Source organism: Candidatus Zixiibacteriota bacterium (assembly GCA_016933955.1).
Taxonomy (GTDB): domain Bacteria; phylum Zixibacteria; class MSB-5A5; order GN15; family PGXB01; genus JAFGTT01.
On the sequence record JAFGTT010000001.1, the window covers coordinates 35,831 to 53,998 of the forward strand.

Sequence of the window (18,168 nt, forward strand, 5' to 3'; positions counted from 1 at the left end):
GGCGAAAGATGAGTCTGATGGAAAAGGTAAAAGCGGCCAAAATTCTGGTTATCGATGATGAGCCTCAGGTGACGGAAATTATCGATGCTTTTCTTACCAATGCCGGACACCAGGTTGTGGTTGATAATATTGCCTCGGCCGGGCTGAAAAAAGCCAGGGCTCTGAAGCCCGACATCATTCTCCTGGATATCATGATGCCGGATTCCGATGGCTATAGTATTTGTAACGAGCTTAAGCACGATCCCGAAACTTCCCGTATCCCGGTGGTTTTCCTGACCGGCAAGGATCGCAGCGACGACATGGGCCGCTCTTTCAAAGTCGGCGGCGATATGTTTATCAAGAAGCCGTTTTCCTGCGAGCGTCTGCTGGAAATCGTCAATATCATTCTGATGTCAACCGGGAAACACTGATCCGATATTTTTCAAACCCAAAATTAAATTTAAAGAGGGCTTGAGAAATCGGTATACCGGTTTAGTTTTGGCATTGTATCCGCCGCCTTTTGGCGGTTTTTTTATTGGCCTTTTTAATCTATGATGGTTATATAAAACCTACCCGGGGCGGGAATAGGGAACCCTATCCCGGATGTTTTTGTAGAAAATATAAATTACGATTCACTAATAATAATTTAAGGAGGGTAGCGCCATGTCCATTTTGAAAAACACTTTCCTGGCATCGGTTGGTATTTTCAACCTGACCCGGAAAAAGGCCGAGGAAATTATCGATGCCTTGATCAAGGCCGGCGAAATTCCCAAATCCGAACGCAAAGAGGCGGTCCTGGAATTACTTGATCGGGCGGAAAAAAACTCGGCCAGGTTGAAGGACAAACTTATCAAAGAAAGCGGGACCATACAAACGGAAATGAAAAAAGTCGGTGGTAAAATCAAAGAAGCCGCTGATAAACTGTCTCAGAAGAAAATTATGGATGAACTGGAGCGCCTGAATAAGAAGATTGATAGTCTGGCGCGAAAGATTGAGAAAAAAAACGGCTGATAGAAAATCTTGATTTTAATAAAACGGCAGTCTGTTTCCCATTTTTATAATTGTAAATCATTTGCTCTTATAAATTCCTGTTGGTTAAGAATGATCCCGGTTTTAAATTAGGACAATGGACAAAGTTAATCTGCTGGGTCTGACCGCCGAACAGTTTGAAACGCTGATGATCGAACAGGATGAGAAGGCCTTCAAAGGCCGTCAGCTTTTCAAATGGGTTTATAATGAAGCCGAATTCGATTTCGACCGGATGACCGACCTATCCGTAAAACTGCGGAAAAAACTGCGGGACAACTTCAGGATTGCAGGACCCAAGACCGAAAAAATATCGCGCTCAACTGATGGCACCGAAAAACTTCTTTTCCGGCTGGTCGATAATCGTTTTATCGAGACTGTTGTCATTCCCGACCGTGATAAAAAAACCGTGTGCATTTCCAGTCAGGTTGGTTGTCCGCTGGGGTGTCGTTTTTGCGCCACCGGTCAAATGGGCTTTGAACGTAATCTTTCCATCGGTGAAATAGTCGGGCAATTGCTGTTTTTGCGTCAAAGGGATGGCCGGGACGCTTTCCACAACATCGTTTTCATGGGAATGGGGGAACCCCTGTTGAATTATGAAAATGTCATCGACGCCATCGGAATAATCGCTTCAGAATTGGGCCTGTCTTTCTCCGCCAAAAGAATCACTGTCTCCACGGTGGGTATTGTTCCGCAGATCTATTCGCTGGCCGATTCCGACCTCAAGGTCAAGCTGGCCATTTCGCTTCATGCCGCGTCAGATGCGAAACGCCGGACCCTAATGCCGGTGGCCAAGAAGTATAATCTGGATCAATTGATGAAAGCGGCCAAATATTTCGCGGAGAAAAAGAAGAAGCGCATCACATTTGAATATATTCTTTTCAGAGGATTTAACGACAGCCGGGAAGACGCCCTGTCGCTTTCCCGGTTGATTCAAGGAATCCCTTGCAAAATCAATATTCTTGCATATAATCCGGTAGGTGATTTACCGTATTCACGGCCAGATGATGATGAGGTGGATGAATTCGGGAAAATATTATATCCCCGTGCTCCGGCCGTGACAGTAAGAAAAAGCCGCGGTCTTGATATTGGGGCGGCCTGCGGCCAGCTGGCAGTGAATGAAAAGAGACAAAACAGGGAGAATAAAGGATGAAATCGTTGGGGTTGGTTTTGCTGGTGATGGTATCGGTTCTTTGCTTTATGGATTTGGCTATCGGCAAGGATTTCGAAGTCGGCCAGGCCGAAATTACCGCAACCGGTTGGGGGAAACAAAGCCTGGTGGTTGATGTCACCAATCTTGCCCCGGAATATAAATTTATTGTAGCCGAATGCGAACTGAGTTTTGACGATCCCGGGAATCCATCGGCCCGGTATATAAATAGATCGTTTATAATTGAACCGGGCGGGCCATTCCGGATCGAAGTGCCAATAGAAATACCGGGGAATTTCGGCCAGGGGCTCATTTATTTAAACCTGTATGATGTTATCGATACACTTGACCAGCCGCTGGCATCGCAGAAATTCTATTCCCGGGATTTTCAGATTAATATCCCCATCCCGCAGTCGATACAGCCGATTGTTGAGGCTGGAATACAAATTCCGCCGCTGGCCGATTTGAATGAGATGATCGACAATCAATTTTCGAGGATACTGATTTTATTGCTGCACCAGGGGAAAACACCAATTCAGATCGCCAAGTTATGCGGCGTCGATGATTACTATGTCAAATATTATATCAGTCAGCTTCAGAGAGAAGGATTTATTAAGGCCGATGGCAATACCTTTAAACCCGCATTCTCCGTCCTCGACTCGGCCGGTGTGGCTCAAATGATGCCTTATATCAATGAAACCGTCGATGGGCTTTACCGGGTGATTTCAGGCAATCTTAGGATTTATGACAGCACCGTGGAAGCCATGGCCCGACAGGGAAGAATAACCTCGGATCATCATAACCTGCTTGAGAGCGGTTCGGTGCTGTATCACCATCACCCGGTCGTCGAGGGACTTCTGTTATGGGATCTCCTGGGCCGGGATTTTGTCAATGATGGCATCAGGTATATCCTTTTCAAGAATCCCAATGTCTGGCGGGCCAATATGGGCGAGTTCATGTATCTTGTCCAGGCACCGAAAAATGCCGTGGGCCGGACTTTTTATTATTACCCCGATGAGGATAATGGCGAAAGGTTTTTCTGCGGGAAAATCGATCCCGGATTTAAATTCGAAAAAGATCTTCAGGCCCGCCATTACCTGTCACTCAACATGGTATTCAATAATAGTTATCCGCCGGTCTATTATTCATATGAAGATATAATCGACCAGGTGCCGCTATCGCTTTTGATGAATGGAGTTACCGATTATGCCGTCAAACTGAAAAAGGAGATCGACAGGATTTTCCCGCCCGCCGACAGGGATAATACAAGTATGAAGGGGGCTCGTCTCTGGTGCTGGGATATGGTGGTAACCGGAGTGATGAATCGCCTGGAGGAAAATAATATTCTCAAGCCCGAGGGCTCGGGTATATATATTTTCCAGAATATGGGATCGCAATGATGTGAGGAAAAAAGCCGTGGATAACACCTTAACGACCAAGTCCAAATGGGAGGCCATATGGATGGGTGCCAAATTACCGGTCGTCCAGAAGCCCTTATATGACATTCAAAATAAACTCCAGACTCATCTTCCGCATACCCCTGAGCATTCATTAATAGAGATTGGTTGCGCCCCTGGCGGCTGGATGGCGTATTTCCATAAATGCTTTGGCTATCGCGTGGCGGGTCTGGAGTACGCCGAGGGGGCGGCGGAAGCGACTAAAACCAACATGAAATTGCTTGATATAGAAGCCAGCGTATTTGTACAGGATTTCTTCACATACGACTGTGAAAAAAACAAATACGACATTGTATTTTCTGCCGGATTTCTTGAGCACTTCCGTGATATGTCCGTCGTCATGAATAGGATCTGCGCGCTGTCCCGGAAATATGTCGTTACAATGGTACCAAACGTTTTTGGTATTAATGGATTTATCAGCAAGACAATCCGGCCCAGAGTCTATGCCGAACATAATACAATTGATATTCCCATATTGAAGACTCTCCATATGGACTGCGGTATGAAAACCTTGTTCTGTGATTATGCGGGAGGAATGAGATTCATCATGCCCGGGGCGCACCATGAGTATTTTACAAAACATAAGTGTGTGGCAAAAGCCATGAATACTCCGGTGAAAATCGTCAACTATTTATCCGGGCGTCTGAGTCGAATCCATGTTTTTACCCCAAGAAGCAAATTGCTTTCGGAGAGTATTCTTTATATAGGAGAAAAGGTAACCGATGGCTTATCCAAAACCGCGGATGAGACACAGTGAAATTGCGGGATAATTACTGCGGGGAATTGTCGGCGACAGGGAATTATGGCCGCTTAAAGGAATAATTGACGTAAGGTTCACCGGCAAGACCTGGGTTTTTAAATAAGACATCTCTGAAGAGGAGATTTTTTAAGATGACAAGAATGAGGAAATTGACTGCCTGTCTGATCGTTTTTATCCTGCAAATGGCGATATTTACAGCCTGCACGGAAAAAAATCCGCCCCGGGATGAAATACCCCGGATCAAAAATACACTGGAACGGTTAAGCCAGGCCATAAAAGACCGTAACCGGGAGGCAATTGATTCTCTTCTGATCGTACAGGCCTTGGATCTGGGGTACAGTTCCGAAAAAATTCTTGATGATGTCTATCCGATGACAGATAGCGGCACTTTCTACGCCTTCGGCAGTAAAAGCTTCATGTACACCAAAGATGTGGGGCGGGTCGATTGCACCATAATGGCCGACAGTACCGATCGAGGGCGGCCGCTGGAAATAACCCTCGTAAAATTGGGTGAGCAGTGGTATGTGAAGAGGTTCGATCTGAAATAAAAAAGGCGCCCTGCGGGGCGCCCTTTTAAGCTGTTTGGGTTATTTAATAAGGACCGAGCGGTCTTTCGACATGCCCTCGGAAAGAGCCTTGGAATATTCATCCTTGTTCTGAAGAAGCTTGATGGCCTGCAAAACCGAAGGATCGGTTTTAATAATGATTTCTTCATAAACGCCGCGCTGGCCGTCAATCTTGGCGACAATCTCACGCTTGATGGCCCGTTTGATGTAGTCAAGAGAGTTGTTGAAATCGGCCTCTTTTTCCTTTTCCACCAGCAATTCAAAATTTTCAAGGGCCGACATGAAGAGGGAATCTTTCTTTTCCTCTTCAACGATTTCTTTCATCTTATCCAGCGATACCTCAAGGGCCGTCTTATATGTGAAATCTTTTTCTTTAAGGAATTTCCTGAAATCATCCACCATTTTATCAGTTACCTGAAAATCACGGTTAACCTCGGGATGACCGGCAAAATACTTGACCGCATAATCAAAAAACATCGATTTGCGTTCAAGGTTAATCTCAATCGGTTCCATAAGCCGCGGCTCATCGACCTCGATATCCGGTAAAATTCCACCGCCGCCATAGACAATCCGGCCGCCATTGGTGTAATACACTTCTTTTTCAGTTACCTTCATGGTATCGGTACCGGTCGTATCGGCGGTTTCTTCATCCAGTTCGGCCATTTCATCGTTGACATCCGGTTTTTTCTGGACTTCAGGTTTCTGAATGCAGCGCCCCGAGGGAATATAGTATTTGGCCGTGGTCAGCTTCAGGTTGACATCATCTTCGGCCCCGATCGAAAAAATCTGCTGTACCAGTCCTTTTCCGTAAGTTGGATGTCCCATGATTATTCCGCGGTCCCAATCCTGAATGGCCCCGGCCACGATTTCTGATGCGGAGGCGGTACCCTCGTCAACCAGAATAACCAGCGGTTTATCGGGCAAAAGCGGCATACGACGGGAATACAGGCGCCGTTCGCTATCGGAGAATTGGCCGCGTGTGTAAACCACAAGTTTTCCCTCGCCCAGAAACAACTCGGCCGTCTGGACCGCCTGCTGAAGTAGTCCGCCGCCATTGGAGCGAAGGTCAAAAATCAAAGATTCTATATTGCGGGATTTAAGTTCATTAATTGCGTCGGTCAGTTCGTTGGTGGTTTCTTCCGCAAAACGGGAGAGACGGATATAGCCGATATTGCTACCGTCGATCACTCCATAATAATTAACCGATTTCAGCTCGATAACAGCCCGTTCAACATCAAAATCAAGCGGCTCGGCCAAACCCTCACGATTGATGGTTAAGCTGACCGAGGTTCCGGCCGTGCCCCGCATCAGCTTGGCGGCATCGGAAGTGGTCATTTTGTATGTCGATTTGCCATCAATGGCAATAATCTGGTCACCGGAACGAAGTCCTTTTTTATAGGCCGGAGTACCCTCCATGGGCGTAACCACGGTAATATAGTCATCCCGGGAATCGATTTCCATCCCCAGACCTTCGTACTTCCCCTGGGTACTCTCCATAAGTCGATCATATGACTGGCGTTCCATTAAAACCGAGAAGCGGTCGAGTTTCTGGAGCATGCCCTTTATGCCGGCATTGATCAACTCCCTGGTATCGATTTCTTCCATATAGCGGTTTTTAATATCATAGACCGTTTGGTTGAATTTCTTTATTTCCTTGAACAGGGTTTCTCTTGATTCCGTCTGGTCGGTTTCGCCGGCAGTCGCTTCGGAAGGTTCCTCGAGGTTAATATGAACGGTATCGGCCAGATAGATGACCTGTGATTCCGGTCGCTCGACGGCTTCACCGGAGCCGACCGCCCAGATAAGACCCATTAAGAAAGCCGTCAGGGAAAGTATCATCAGTGTGAAGGATCTCATTATTATGCCCTCCTAAGCATATGTCAAAAAGATAATCTATTCTATTTACATCCATTGTCAAGCAAGTTAAGAACCGGACAATACTCTCACCTGCCGGTTTTTAAACAGTAATTGACCAATTAAGGTTTCAATTTACCCTTCAGCAGTTTTACGCAAATCATAACTGACTGGCCTATAAATAATTATATAATCGGCAAGAAAATTAGCTGACCGCTGACAACCATGATTAATAATAAGATTCCCCATCCTGCCGTAACTCGATGTAGGTTACTATAAAGCGATGTAATATGCAGTGTTGTGCAGGTTTTTTGTTCATGTTTCATACACGATGGCATCATTATATTGGCTTCCAAAGTTGACTTTGGTTGATATGAGGGCTATCTTGGCAATTCCATTGGTTCGGCAGATTATGAATAATGAGGTACAATCCTTGACATTTGGTTGCATAAAAAACCTGATTTTTGACCTTGATGGAACCCTGATTGATTCCTCCCGCGGGGTTGTGGAAGCCACCAATTATGCCTTGGAGCAAATAGGCGCTCAACGCCGTTCCCCGGAGGAAATCATACCTTTTATAGGCTATCCGCTGGAAACCATGTTTCGGAAATTCTCGCATAAATCATTTTCGGAATTCTGGCGATATTTCCAGGAAAAGGCCCGGCGAGTGATTGTGGAATCGACTGTACCTCTTGATGGAGCCGACCGGACAGTCAGGGAACTATATAAACAAGGTTACCGGATGTCTATTGGAACCACCAAAATTAGAGTCCATATTGAGAAAATTTTGAATAAATTAAACTGGCGGGAATATTTCATCTGCTATGCCGGAGCCGATGATGTTACCTCGGTCAAACCTGCCCCCGAAGTCTTTATCAAATTACTGGATTTAATGAAAGCCGAAACGGATAACACTCTGGTGATCGGCGATACGGCCAACGATGTTATTGCGGCTCGCCGGGCATCATTGCCGGTGGTGGCGGTAAAATCGTTATTCGGCCGCGATGGCGAACTTGAGGTCAGCAAACCGGATATGATAATTTCACGAGTCGATGATATTCTGGAAATACTTGACAGACAGGAATGAGGTTGGCTGAGGCATGAAAGAATTGTATGTGCATGAATTCAATTCGGCGATTGGATGGATTTATCTGGGGGCGACCGCAAAAGGCCTGGCGATAATCGCTCTTGGAAATAATGGCCAATCGGCTTTTAAAGCCCGGTTAAAAAGAGATTATGATAAGTATGAAATCATTCCCGGCGGTTCGGAGAATTTGAAGGCGGAAAAACAGATAAGCCTGTATCTGGGCGGCCAACTGAGGAAATTCGATCTGGAGCTTGATTTAAATGGAACGCCCTTTCAGCTAAAGGTCCTTAAAAGGGTGGCGGCCATTCCCTATGGCAGCCTGGCAACCTATGGCCAGATAGCCGCCGCCATTGGTAATCCGGGGGCGTCAAGGGCGGTTGGTTCGGCCAATGCCCGAAACCGATTACCTCTTGTTATTCCCTGTCATCGAGTGGTAGCCTCGAATGGTCCGGGAGGGTACGGTGGGGGATTAGAGCTAAAACGCCGCCTGCTTGAAATCGAAGGTATTCAAATTTAGCAGAAGGAGAATATAATGGATAAACGTCTGGAAAGCTTGGCCCGGGTGATGGTACATTACTCGCTGGAATTGAAAAAAGGCCAGCTGTTTAAAATTTCGGGAGAACCTGTTGCGGCTCCTCTTATCAAGGCGGTTTACCTTGAGGCTCTCAAGACGGGAGCGAATACTTACATTGATATGCAATTAATTGATCTTGCGGAGGCTTTTTTCAAATTCGGTAGCGACCAGCAGTTGCAATATATTTCGCCCCTGAAAGAACTGGAGATGGAAAAGATCGATGCTTATCTTGGAATCTGGGCCACCACCAATACCAAATTCCTAAGCGGTGTTGATCCCAAACGCCAGCAGCTTCATAGTAAAGCCAAGGAACCGCTGATGAACAGATTTTTCCAGCGGGCTTCCGAGGGGGCACTTCACTGGACCGGAACCCAGTATCCCACTGAAGCCCATGCACAGGATGCCGAAATGTCATTGACCGATTATGAGGATTTTGTGTATCGGGCAGGGCATCTGCATGAGGATGATCCGGTAGCATACTGGCGCGAGGTTCAAAAAGAGCAACAACGCCTTGTTGATATCCTTAACAATGTGGAAATGATTCATTTGAAAGCCCAGGATACCGATTTGAATGTGAATGTCAAAGGACGCAAGTGGATCAACTGTTGCGGCAAGGAAAACTTCCCGGACGGGGAAATCTTCACCTCCCCGATTGAAAATGGGGTTGACGGAACAATAAGATATTCTTTCCCGGCTTTTTATGCCGGCCGGGAAGCCGATGGTGTCAGATTAACTTTCAAGGGTGGTCGGGTGATTGAGGCCAAAGCCACGAAAAATGAGGAATTCCTAACGGCTATGCTGGATACCGATGAAGGAGCCCGGCGGTTGGGAGAATTCGCTGTCGGCACTAATTATGAGATCACCAAATTTACCCGCAATACTCTCTTTGATGAGAAAATCGGCGGCACCTGTCACCTTGCGGTCGGGGCGGCCTACCCTGAAACCGGCGGAGTCAATCGCTCCGGCATTCACTGGGATATGGTCTGCGATCTGAAAAACGGGGGAGAAATTATGGCCGATGGTAAGGTAATATATAAAGATGGTCGCTTCCTGATTTAGGCATTAATACCAGGATAAAAAATAAGCCCCGCTACTTTAGTGGGGCTTATTTTTATTTTGCCGGAATTATTCGGCCGGGGGTGGTCCGCCCCGGTAAAGGTAGGCTATCAAATAAGTGGCGTCGAGGATGTTAATACCGCCGCTTGAATCGGCATCTCCGGCCCGAATCGTTAGAGGTGCCGGTCCGCCCCGGTACAGGTAATTAACGATATAAGTGACATCGAGAATATTAATGCCTCCGGAATTGTCGGCATCTCCGCGCATGGTCGATTGAACAACCAACTGACCCGCATTTACGGCCGGAGTGTAATTTATTCTGGAATTCGATATATCCAATTCATAACCGTTGATCTCAATGGCATTCACACCGGCATAATCACCGGCTTCGGCTGTACCCCCGACAGCGAAAAACAACCGGGCGATTTCACCTGTTCCGGGCTGTAATTCTCCGGTCCCGCCGCCATTGTCGGCAATCAGTTCATACACTAATTGATGGGCATCATTATCCCGATACAATTCATTTGTCGCCTCGAAATCAATAGTTCTGGTTCCGGCGGATATCGAATCAAGGATGACTTCCATCGAGGCCGGATATTTCACGGGAAGAACAATCCGATTCAATTCCTGGGAATTGGTCAAGTTAACCGACATTATGGCCGTTTCTCCGGCAAAACCTGCGGTTTCCGCAAATGTCAGGGTGTCGGCAAGAACCACGATCAGATCTTTTTTGAGGCGGGTCAGGGCTCCTTCCGATGATTCAATAACCAGGGTGACATCATATGAACCGGGGGTAGAATAAGTGTGGGATGGATTCTGAATTTCCGAGGAATCGCCATCACCGAAATGCCATTTCCATGATGTTGCCGGAGGAGTTGAACTGTCGGTGAAATTGACGGTCAGGTCATCCCACCCGAAAGCGGTATCGATCGTGAAATTGGCTCCCCAGTTGAAAGCATCGAGAACATTTATCACTCCCCACCCATAGGTATTGTCCGGGCTGGCGGCATTATTGGCGGTTTCCATAAAAGCCGCCCGTACCTGCCAGGGTGTCAAGGTCGGATTAGCCGATAGAAGCAGGGCGGCCGCTCCGCCGACCAACGGTGTCGAAAGCGAAGTCCCGTTTTTAATGGTGTAAAAATTATTGCCGGCTCCATCGGCGCAATGGGTGCTGACTCCCATGGCGCATACTTCGGGTTTGGTTCGTCCATCATAGGTCGGGCCTCTTGAAGAAAAGGATGCGATGGATTCGTACTGATCAACCGCCCCGCAGGCAAGAATATCGAAAGCATCAGCCGGAGCGGAGAGAGTCCCGGCCGAGGGTCCCTCGTTGCCGGCCGAATTACAGATGATAATTCCCAGCCCGGCGGCAGTATTGGCCGCTACGGTGGTCACGGCCGTATTGCCATCGAAATCTTCATAGCTGTACCATTCGGAGTATCCCAGTGAAGTGGAAATCACATCGGCTCCGAGCGAGTCGGCCCATTCCATACCGGCCACCCAGTTGTATTCCTCGACAATGGTCTCACTTCGAACATCTTCAGTTTTGGCCAGCAGAAAAGAAGCATCATAAGCCGGTCCGATGACATAACCGGGGGCATAACCGCCCAGAGTGGACCAGCAATAGGTGCCGTGATTGTGTTGCGAAGCATTATCCTCGGTTTCATTCTGGGTTTCGCTGTCATCAAAGATAAAATCGTACTCGGCCAGAACCCGGTTATCAGCGAACGCAGAATCAAAGGCATTATGAGATTTACGATAGCCGGTATCCAGCATGGCCACCACGACCCCGGAGCCATTGTATCCGAGATTATGCATGGCCGGGACATTTATCATCTGAACCTGGTTGTAAGACGTGCCATAATCGAGAGCGTCAGTATCGGTTGGAGATATTTTCAGGTCTTCGGGCGGGACAGGAGATTCTTCCATTTCAGACGGAGCGGGACTGATATACTGCGCCACCGGAACGATCTTGTTAACAAAGGAAAATTCCGGTATTAAATTGATTTTTTCGCGATCGATTTCAAAGGCGGCCGCATTCAGCCAGCGTGACGCCCGAAGCATACGGCCCCCGATATCGGTGATGCGATCAATATAGTCTTGAACCACCGGCAAATCGGCGAAAACAACTTCATTAAGGCCCATTTTGGCCCGTCTTTGTGCGGCTTTATCATTTATTTCGATTTTACGCGCGGCCCGGTCAAAATCCTGTGAGTTAAAGACGCCTTTATCATTATAAAAGACCCAGATTTTTACCTTTTCCCCGGTTTGATTGTTTAGATATTCGCGAGCTTTCTCAGAAAGCATGGTATTCGGTTTTTCCAGAACAATTGGATCTTGCTTTAAAATATCAGGACCGGCGCTGATGCCTGCTGAAGGTATTAATGATAACAATAGCAACAGCTTGGAAATCTTAATTGCAATAATGTTTCGCATCCAAATTCCTTTCCATGGTCGGTGAAAAAGGAGGTAACTGACTTATATAGAACAATTTACATTATTATCCGCGTTTGTCAACCACTTGTTGGCGAATCTCTATTTCTATAGGCAATCCCCAATACTTTATCAATAGATAACAGTCAATTCCAAATGCGGGTTCCCTTGTCTTATGTTCTTTTTCCATCAGATAACTCATTATCGGCCAATCGACTGAATAAATACACCAGTCCCGGAGTAAATTTTTCCGCGAAAGGCATTATTTATGCAAAAGCTTTCGGTCAAAGATTCAAGAGAGAGTGAATATTATGAAAAAGATATTTGGACATCGGGGAATAACGATTCTGGAACTGCTGAGTACAGTTGTTATTATTGGCATAGTCGCGGCCATGGCCGTTCCTCAATTCGATAAAAGTATTAAGCGAATTCAGTTTCGCGGCAAGGCCAAAGATGTTGTTTCTTACCTTCGACTGGCCCGGTCAATGGCCATTTCGGAGAAAAATCCGTATGGGTTATATTTTGATTCAGACGCCAAGACCGTCAGTATATTTAGGGATATCGCCAATCTTACTGCTGAAACTTATGATGCGGGTGGGGATTCTGTTATTCAGGTTGATACTCTTCCGGTCAATTTCACTTATCTGGCAACGACTTTTGCCAACTCATCAATCGTTTTTCGGCCCAATGGCTCGGCTTCAGGTTCGGGAAATATCGATATCCAGTCTCAGTGTGACGCCGACAATGTCTATAACTCCGGTCAAATCAGCGTCTTAGCCGCAACCGGCAAATCCCGGTTGGAGTATATCAATAATTATTAGCCAACTCCCTCTTTCTCATCCTCCGGTAAGCCCCTTCGCTTCGGCGTAGGGGTTTTTTATTATAAAGAAAGACATTAATTTGTCATGCCAATCATCCGATAAGATTTACAAGATATTAAAAAACGGGGTTGGGACAACCCCATGCTTTTAAAAAATGAGGTCGTGGTTGAGGTTAATTTTGAGTGGTATTTGACGATAAGATACTAAGATGAACCAAAAGAGATATTTATAAGAGACGCTTATGTTATTTTCACGAGGCAGCAAAAGCACGGTTGGACTCGATGTCGGTGCCAATTCCATCAAGCTTGTCAAGCTGGAGAGGAACAAGGATAGTCACTCGGTCACGGCTCTGGGAATTCGCGAACTTCCTCCGGAGGCGATTGTATCCGATGAGATTAAGGACCGCGAAGCCGTCATCTACAATATCCAATCTTTGATAGACGAAATCGATCCCAAAATCAAAAATGTGGTCGTTTCCATATCCGGGTATGGAGTCATCACCGATAAATTCGTGATTGACAAGAAATCCGGTTCGGAAATGGAACAAGCCATTTTGTTTGAAGCCGAGCAGCGATCACCTTTTGATGTTGAAGACGTATCTCTGGATCATCATATAATCCGGGTCGATGAGGAAACCAAAAAATCCGAGGTTCTTCTGGTCGCCGCCCGGAACGAGTTTTTGAATTCTTATATAGAATTGATTCTTGATGCCGGCCTCCAACCGGTCGTTGTCGATGTCGATGCTTTTGCGATTCTCAATGCCTACGCGTTCAATTACGAAATTGATCCGACCCGGACCACGGTCCTGGTTAACATGGGCTACGATGTTACCAACGTCTTATATCTCTACGAAGGTTTGTATCATTCCACCAGGGATATTTCCGCCGGAACCCGTGAAATTTACAACGCCATCCAGAAGGAATTCCGATTGAATGCGGAATTGGCCACCAAGGCTATCAAGGGCGAAATGAAAGATTCCATTGATCAGGATATGCTCAAGGCAACCATCGTTTCCTCGACCGATGAATTGCTTTCGGGACTGGAACTGGCTTTCTCGTATTTTAAAACCCAAGCCAAGCTGGAAAAGATCGACTGGATGGTTCTTTCCGGAGGAGGAGCGCTGGTTCCATACCTGCCGGAATATCTCCAGTCCAAGCTCAATATCCCGTTGGAAATTCTCAATCCGCTGCGGAATATAGACTATGATCCGGAAATGTTCCAGTATCTGGAACCGGAGAAAATCGCCCCGCTGCTGACAGTGCCTATCGGATTAGCGATGAGAAAGGTAAGGTAAGACCATGGCGATGATAAATATAAACCTTTTGCCCAAACAGTATATGAAGCGGTCCGGGGGCTTCTCCCTGGGCAAACAGGGTATCTATGCAGTCATCGCGGCCGCGGGCGTTATACTGATGTTTGGGGCAATTACCGGCTGGCAGTTATACAAAATCAACGAGTTGAATGGACAGATGGCGATTGCCAGAGCCCGTACCCTTCAACTTGAAAAGGATATCAAACTGGTCGATGCTTTGATGGATATCAAAGCCAAGATTACCGATCGCCTGGAAGCCGTCGAGCGTCTGGACCGGCATCGCAGCGCCTGGGTCAGAATTCTGGAAGATCTTTCATCCGATGTTCCCGATTTTGTCTGGCTTTCGAAATTTAACGAAGCCAAGAAACAGGCTCCGGTCAAGAAGGACAAGAATGACACTACTTCCGTGCAACCCGCAACAAATCTCGCGGTCATACCGGCCGAGATCGAGGGTTTCACTTTTACTCTTAATGCTCTGGCCTCATTTATGATCAAACTGATGAGATCGGATTATTTCGATGAGGTCGATCTGGTAAACACCGAAGAGATCGTTTTCGGCAAACAAAAGGCCTATAATTTTAAATTAAGCTGCAATGTGCATTATTTATCCGATGAAGAACTGGAAAAACTCGCTGTCCAGCAGGCCGCCGGTTCCGAATCGAAAATAAACTAGCGAGGCACCATGGATTTCAGAGATCCCAAAAATCAAAAAATAATGATGGGTGTGGCAGCCTTCCTAATTGTTGCCTATTTCTGGTACTCTAAACTGTACACCGGTTATGATGAGCGATTGACCAAAATGAATCAGGAATATTCGACTATGATTACGAATTTGAAGAACGTCGAAATGAAATCGAAATCCCTGGATGCGCTCACTCTGGAATATGAAGACCTTCTGGCCCGCTACCGGGAAATCGAAATGCTGCTGCCCGAAGTCAGGCAGATTCCATCATTTTTGGTTCAACTTCACACCGCGTCATCTTTGACCGGAACCAAAATCGTGAAGATTGAACCTTTGCCGATCAAACCGGAAAACTTTTATAATGTGGCCGGATTTGAAATCGAAATGACCGGAACCTACCATAATTTCGGAAAATTTATTGGTTATGTGGCCAATTTCCCCTTCATCGCCAATTTATCAGAAGTTGAGTTGACAACGACTTCGATTGCCAACACGGCCGGTTCGGCCTCGGAAAGCGAAGACTCCGGAATCAATCAAAAGACAACCATGAACGTGAAATTTGTCCTCTCCACCTATTTTGTAAGGGCTGAGGAGAGATTACAGGAACTGGTTCTGTAGAGGCGGGAGGAAATTGAAGATGAAATATATTATCAGCATGATATGTTTAATGTTACTGGCGGTGCCGGTCGTTATGGCCGATGCCGATGTGGATGAACTGCAATTGTTCTGGAAAAATGGTGAAATGGTCCTCAAGATCAACGCTGCCGGTTCATACCAGTTCTCTCATCAGATTGAGGAAGCCAAAGACGGTAAGAATTTCCGTATAATTGTGGATATCTTTCCTGCCATCCACATGCTGGGTCAGAAAGCATTTCATGAATTACCGGCTTCAATTGTTCAATCGATTCGAACCAGTCAATATTCCATAGAACCGACAAAAACGGTCAGAGTTGTAATGGATTTGGACAGGGAATCCGTGTATAGAATTGAAAAAGCGGGTAATTCTGTATTTGTTTATATTCCCGAAAATGAAATTTCCAGCTTTCCGGCCTGGTCCAGCAATGGCCAGACTCATATTACACCGGGTCAACCAGAAGTTCGCCCGGAACCCGAACCGGTCCGAGCCGAAAAATCGGTTCCGGCACTTCAAAAAAGTCCGGCTCCGGTCAATTTACCGGATAATCAGACACAAGAAATAGAGACAACCGAAGTGGCCTCATGGGAGCCGGAAACGACTTATTATCAGGCCCGGCAATCGAATTTGATGGATCGGGAAATGAGTCGGCCGAGCCCGTCAGCGACAACAATTCCTGATGAATTGCCTTTGTTGGCGGTTTCCGATGAACCGGAAGCAAACCCGAAAACGGCTCAGCCGGAACCGGTTAAAGACGAGCCAGTTCAAAAAAAGAAACAGCCGTCCCCCAAACCGGTTGATCGCGACAGCGTGGAAAAAAGCCCGGTTGCCAAAGACAAAACGGTCCTTGCCGAGAAACTACAACCAAAAGATAATCCTCCTGCACCAGCTCCAAAAGTGGTGAATAAACCGGCCGAAAAGGAACCGGTTGATACCCCGCAACAGGGGACTCCGGAGGCTAATGTCTCAACCGAGCCGCCGGCGACTAAACCGCTGGTTCTGAACGACGACGACGAAGCTGTAAGAACCGAACCGACCAGGGAAGAAGTGACCCGGAAACCGACCTCCCGCTTTCGACGCGAGCCGGCTATTCCGGCCAAGCTCAAAGGGACTATTGTCGCCGAATTTCCCAAGCGGATGGTAATTAAATACACTCCCGGAAATTCTCGTGATCCCTTTGCCTCATTAATTGACGAAACCAAAAAGACCGATGGGCCGCTATTCAAGAAATTACCGGATGTTGAAACCGCCAAACTGGTGGGTATTCTGGAATCAACCGATGGTCAGAACCGGGCCCTGCTTGAAGATATTGATGGTTATGGTTTCATTCTGAAACCCGGTGATAAAGTCAAGAAAGGATATGTCTCCCAAATATACACCAATAAAGCTCTCTTTCAACTCTTTGAGTACGGCTGGAGCAGAACGGTGGCGCTTAATCTCGAAGATGGCGAATGAAAGGCAGGTTAGTCGATGAAATTAGCACGAATTTACAAATACCTTTTGATTTTCCTGGTTGTAGTCTTCAGTGCCGGTTTGTTCGGGCCGGCATTGGCCCAGGAGCAGAATCCGACTCAGCCGATTGAGAATCTTTCATTCCAGGCGGCCGAGATCAGATCGGTCATCAGGTTTCTAGCCGATTATGGCGGCGTTAATGTCGTTGTCGCCCCCGATGTTCAAGGGAGCGTTACCATAAACCTTAGAGGTGTCAGCTGGCAACAGGCTCTGGAAATCATCGGACAGACTTATAACCTGGCCGTGGTTTTCGAGGAAGCCGGTTATATTCGGGTCCTTCCGGCCGATGCCTATCGTAACCAGCAAACAGCTTCGGAACAACACAAATTACAGCAGGAAACGCTGGTGCGACTGGATGTCAAGATTGTTCGTTTAAACAACACCTCATCCGAGGACATTGTCGAGTCGGTTAAATCCCTCATGTCCGACCGCGGCAAGGTGGATGCCGATAAACATACCAATTCCCTGATCCTGCAGGAAGTTCCCGACAACTTGCCCCGTGTTGAAGAATTTATCCGGGAACTGGATAAGCCGGCCCGGCAGATAAAAATTTCCGCTCAGCTTCTTGAAATTTATGATAATGTCAATAATGAACTGGGCGTGGATTGGTCGGTCACCGGATCAACCACCCAGAGTGGTGATCGGGTTATCACGCAGACCGGGGCCCAGACAGGCAATCGGGTAACCGACAAGGCTATCGATTATACGCTCAGTGTTGATGCCCCATCCCAGGGCTGGAGCCTTGATGCGGCGGTATCAGCGATTATCACCAAAGGCAAGGGTAAAATTATCGCCCACCCGGAAATAACCACCATTGAGAATAAGGAAGCCCGGATTCAGATGGGGCAAAAGGTTCCTGTTAAACAATTCGATGAATCCGGAAATGTCGTCATAAAATTCGAACAGGTCGGAACCATGCTCAAAGTAACGCCGACCATAACGGCTGACAATCAGATTCTTATGCATTTGATGCCGGAGAGATCAACTCTTGAACCGGATGCATCATCGGGAATCATTATCAATACCAATAATGCCGAAACCAATGTGGTCGTGAATAATGGCCAGACCGCCGTAATCGGCGGGTTGACCACCCAGGATGAGGTCGAGACAGTCACCGGAATCCCAATTCTCAAAGACATCCCGCTTCTGGGTGCTCTTTTCCGTTATTCTCAGAAGAAGATTGAAAATCGTGATCTGGTCATTTTCGTCACTCCGACGGTGGTGGAAAACGATCTGGCCGACACGGGGCCATAAGATATTTAAAT

The 18,168-nt window shown here is 46.9% G+C and carries 17 protein-coding genes; 15 read left to right on the top strand and 2 right to left on the bottom strand.

Going from position 1 to position 18,168, the window contains the following annotated elements:
• Nucleotides 1–17: 17 nt before the first annotated feature.
• From JXQ28_00145 to JXQ28_00170, 6 genes are all read left to right on the top strand, one after another.
• Complete coding sequence (locus tag JXQ28_00145; protein ID MBN2276133.1) at nt 18–410, top strand: response regulator; 393 nt, start codon at nt 18–20, stop codon at nt 408–410.
• Between the two features lie 232 nt (nt 411–642).
• Nucleotides 643–990 carry a hypothetical protein gene (locus tag JXQ28_00150; protein MBN2276134.1) on the top strand — a complete coding sequence of 116 codons (348 nt, stop codon included), beginning with the start codon at nt 643–645 and terminating at the stop codon, nt 988–990.
• Between the two features lie 115 nt (nt 991–1,105).
• Nucleotides 1,106–2,158 (top strand): 23S rRNA (adenine(2503)-C(2))-methyltransferase RlmN, encoded by a 1,053-nt coding sequence (gene rlmN / locus JXQ28_00155; protein ID MBN2276135.1) that lies wholly within the window; start codon nt 1,106–1,108, stop codon nt 2,156–2,158.
• Nucleotides 2,155–3,555: a hypothetical protein gene (locus JXQ28_00160; protein ID MBN2276136.1), complete on the top strand. Its 1,401-nt coding sequence runs from the start codon at nt 2,155–2,157 to the stop codon at nt 3,553–3,555. The genes rlmN and JXQ28_00160 overlap by 4 nt, the downstream gene beginning before the upstream one ends.
• A gap of 61 nt (nt 3,556–3,616) precedes the next feature.
• Complete coding sequence (locus JXQ28_00165; protein MBN2276137.1) at nt 3,617–4,369, top strand: class I SAM-dependent methyltransferase; 753 nt, start codon at nt 3,617–3,619, stop codon at nt 4,367–4,369.
• A gap of 134 nt (nt 4,370–4,503) precedes the next feature.
• Nucleotides 4,504–4,920, top strand: a complete 417-nt coding sequence (locus JXQ28_00170; GenBank protein ID MBN2276138.1) for a hypothetical protein — start codon at nt 4,504–4,506, stop codon at nt 4,918–4,920.
• A gap of 39 nt (nt 4,921–4,959) precedes the next feature.
• Here the strand turns inward: JXQ28_00170 and JXQ28_00175 are convergent, their stop codons facing one another.
• On the bottom strand, nt 4,960–6,795 hold the full coding sequence (locus JXQ28_00175; GenBank protein MBN2276139.1) for a S41 family peptidase: 1,836 nt from the start codon (nt 6,793–6,795) through the stop codon (nt 4,960–4,962).
• Nucleotides 6,796–7,225: 430 nt separating this feature from the next.
• Here JXQ28_00175 and JXQ28_00180 point away from each other — a divergent pair, with 430 nt between their 5' ends.
• The 3 genes from JXQ28_00180 to JXQ28_00190 are packed head-to-tail and all read left to right on the top strand — an operon-like array spanning nt 7,226 to nt 9,512.
• Nucleotides 7,226–7,879, top strand: coding sequence for an HAD-IA family hydrolase (locus JXQ28_00180; protein ID MBN2276140.1), 654 nt, complete (start codon nt 7,226–7,228; stop codon nt 7,877–7,879).
• Between the two features lie 13 nt (nt 7,880–7,892).
• Nucleotides 7,893–8,396 carry a methylated-DNA--[protein]-cysteine S-methyltransferase gene (locus JXQ28_00185; GenBank protein ID MBN2276141.1) on the top strand — a complete coding sequence of 168 codons (504 nt, stop codon included), beginning with the start codon at nt 7,893–7,895 and terminating at the stop codon, nt 8,394–8,396.
• Nucleotides 8,397–8,411: 15 nt separating this feature from the next.
• Entirely contained in the window at nt 8,412–9,512 is a 1,101-nt protein-coding gene (locus JXQ28_00190; protein MBN2276142.1) for an aminopeptidase, read from the top strand.
• Nucleotides 9,513–9,578: 66 nt separating this feature from the next.
• Here JXQ28_00190 and JXQ28_00195 read toward each other — a convergent pair whose 3' ends face one another.
• On the bottom strand, nt 9,579–11,816 hold the full coding sequence (locus JXQ28_00195; protein MBN2276143.1) for a S8 family serine peptidase: 2,238 nt from the start codon (nt 11,814–11,816) through the stop codon (nt 9,579–9,581).
• 437 nt (nt 11,817–12,253) lie between these two features.
• Here JXQ28_00195 and JXQ28_00200 point away from each other — a divergent pair, with 437 nt between their 5' ends.
• The 6 genes from JXQ28_00200 to pilQ all read left to right on the top strand — a co-directional run bounded on the left by JXQ28_00200 (nt 12,254) and on the right by pilQ (nt 18,157).
• Entirely contained in the window at nt 12,254–12,763 is a 510-nt protein-coding gene (locus JXQ28_00200; GenBank protein MBN2276144.1) for a GspH/FimT family pseudopilin, read from the top strand.
• 241 nt (nt 12,764–13,004) lie between these two features.
• Entirely contained in the window at nt 13,005–14,057 is a 1,053-nt protein-coding gene (gene pilM / locus JXQ28_00205) for a type IV pilus assembly protein PilM (protein ID MBN2276145.1), read from the top strand.
• A 4-nt stretch (nt 14,058–14,061) separates the two neighbouring features.
• Nucleotides 14,062–14,748 carry a PilN domain-containing protein gene (locus JXQ28_00210; protein ID MBN2276146.1) on the top strand — a complete coding sequence of 229 codons (687 nt, stop codon included), beginning with the start codon at nt 14,062–14,064 and terminating at the stop codon, nt 14,746–14,748.
• Nucleotides 14,749–14,757: 9 nt separating this feature from the next.
• Nucleotides 14,758–15,375: a type 4a pilus biogenesis protein PilO gene (gene pilO / locus JXQ28_00215; protein ID MBN2276147.1), complete on the top strand. Its 618-nt coding sequence runs from the start codon at nt 14,758–14,760 to the stop codon at nt 15,373–15,375.
• A gap of 19 nt (nt 15,376–15,394) precedes the next feature.
• Complete coding sequence (locus JXQ28_00220; GenBank protein ID MBN2276148.1) at nt 15,395–16,846, top strand: AMIN domain-containing protein; 1,452 nt, start codon at nt 15,395–15,397, stop codon at nt 16,844–16,846.
• A gap of 15 nt (nt 16,847–16,861) precedes the next feature.
• Entirely contained in the window at nt 16,862–18,157 is a 1,296-nt protein-coding gene (pilQ, locus tag JXQ28_00225) for a type IV pilus secretin PilQ (protein MBN2276149.1), read from the top strand.
• The last annotated feature ends 11 nt before the right edge of the window (nt 18,158–18,168 follow it).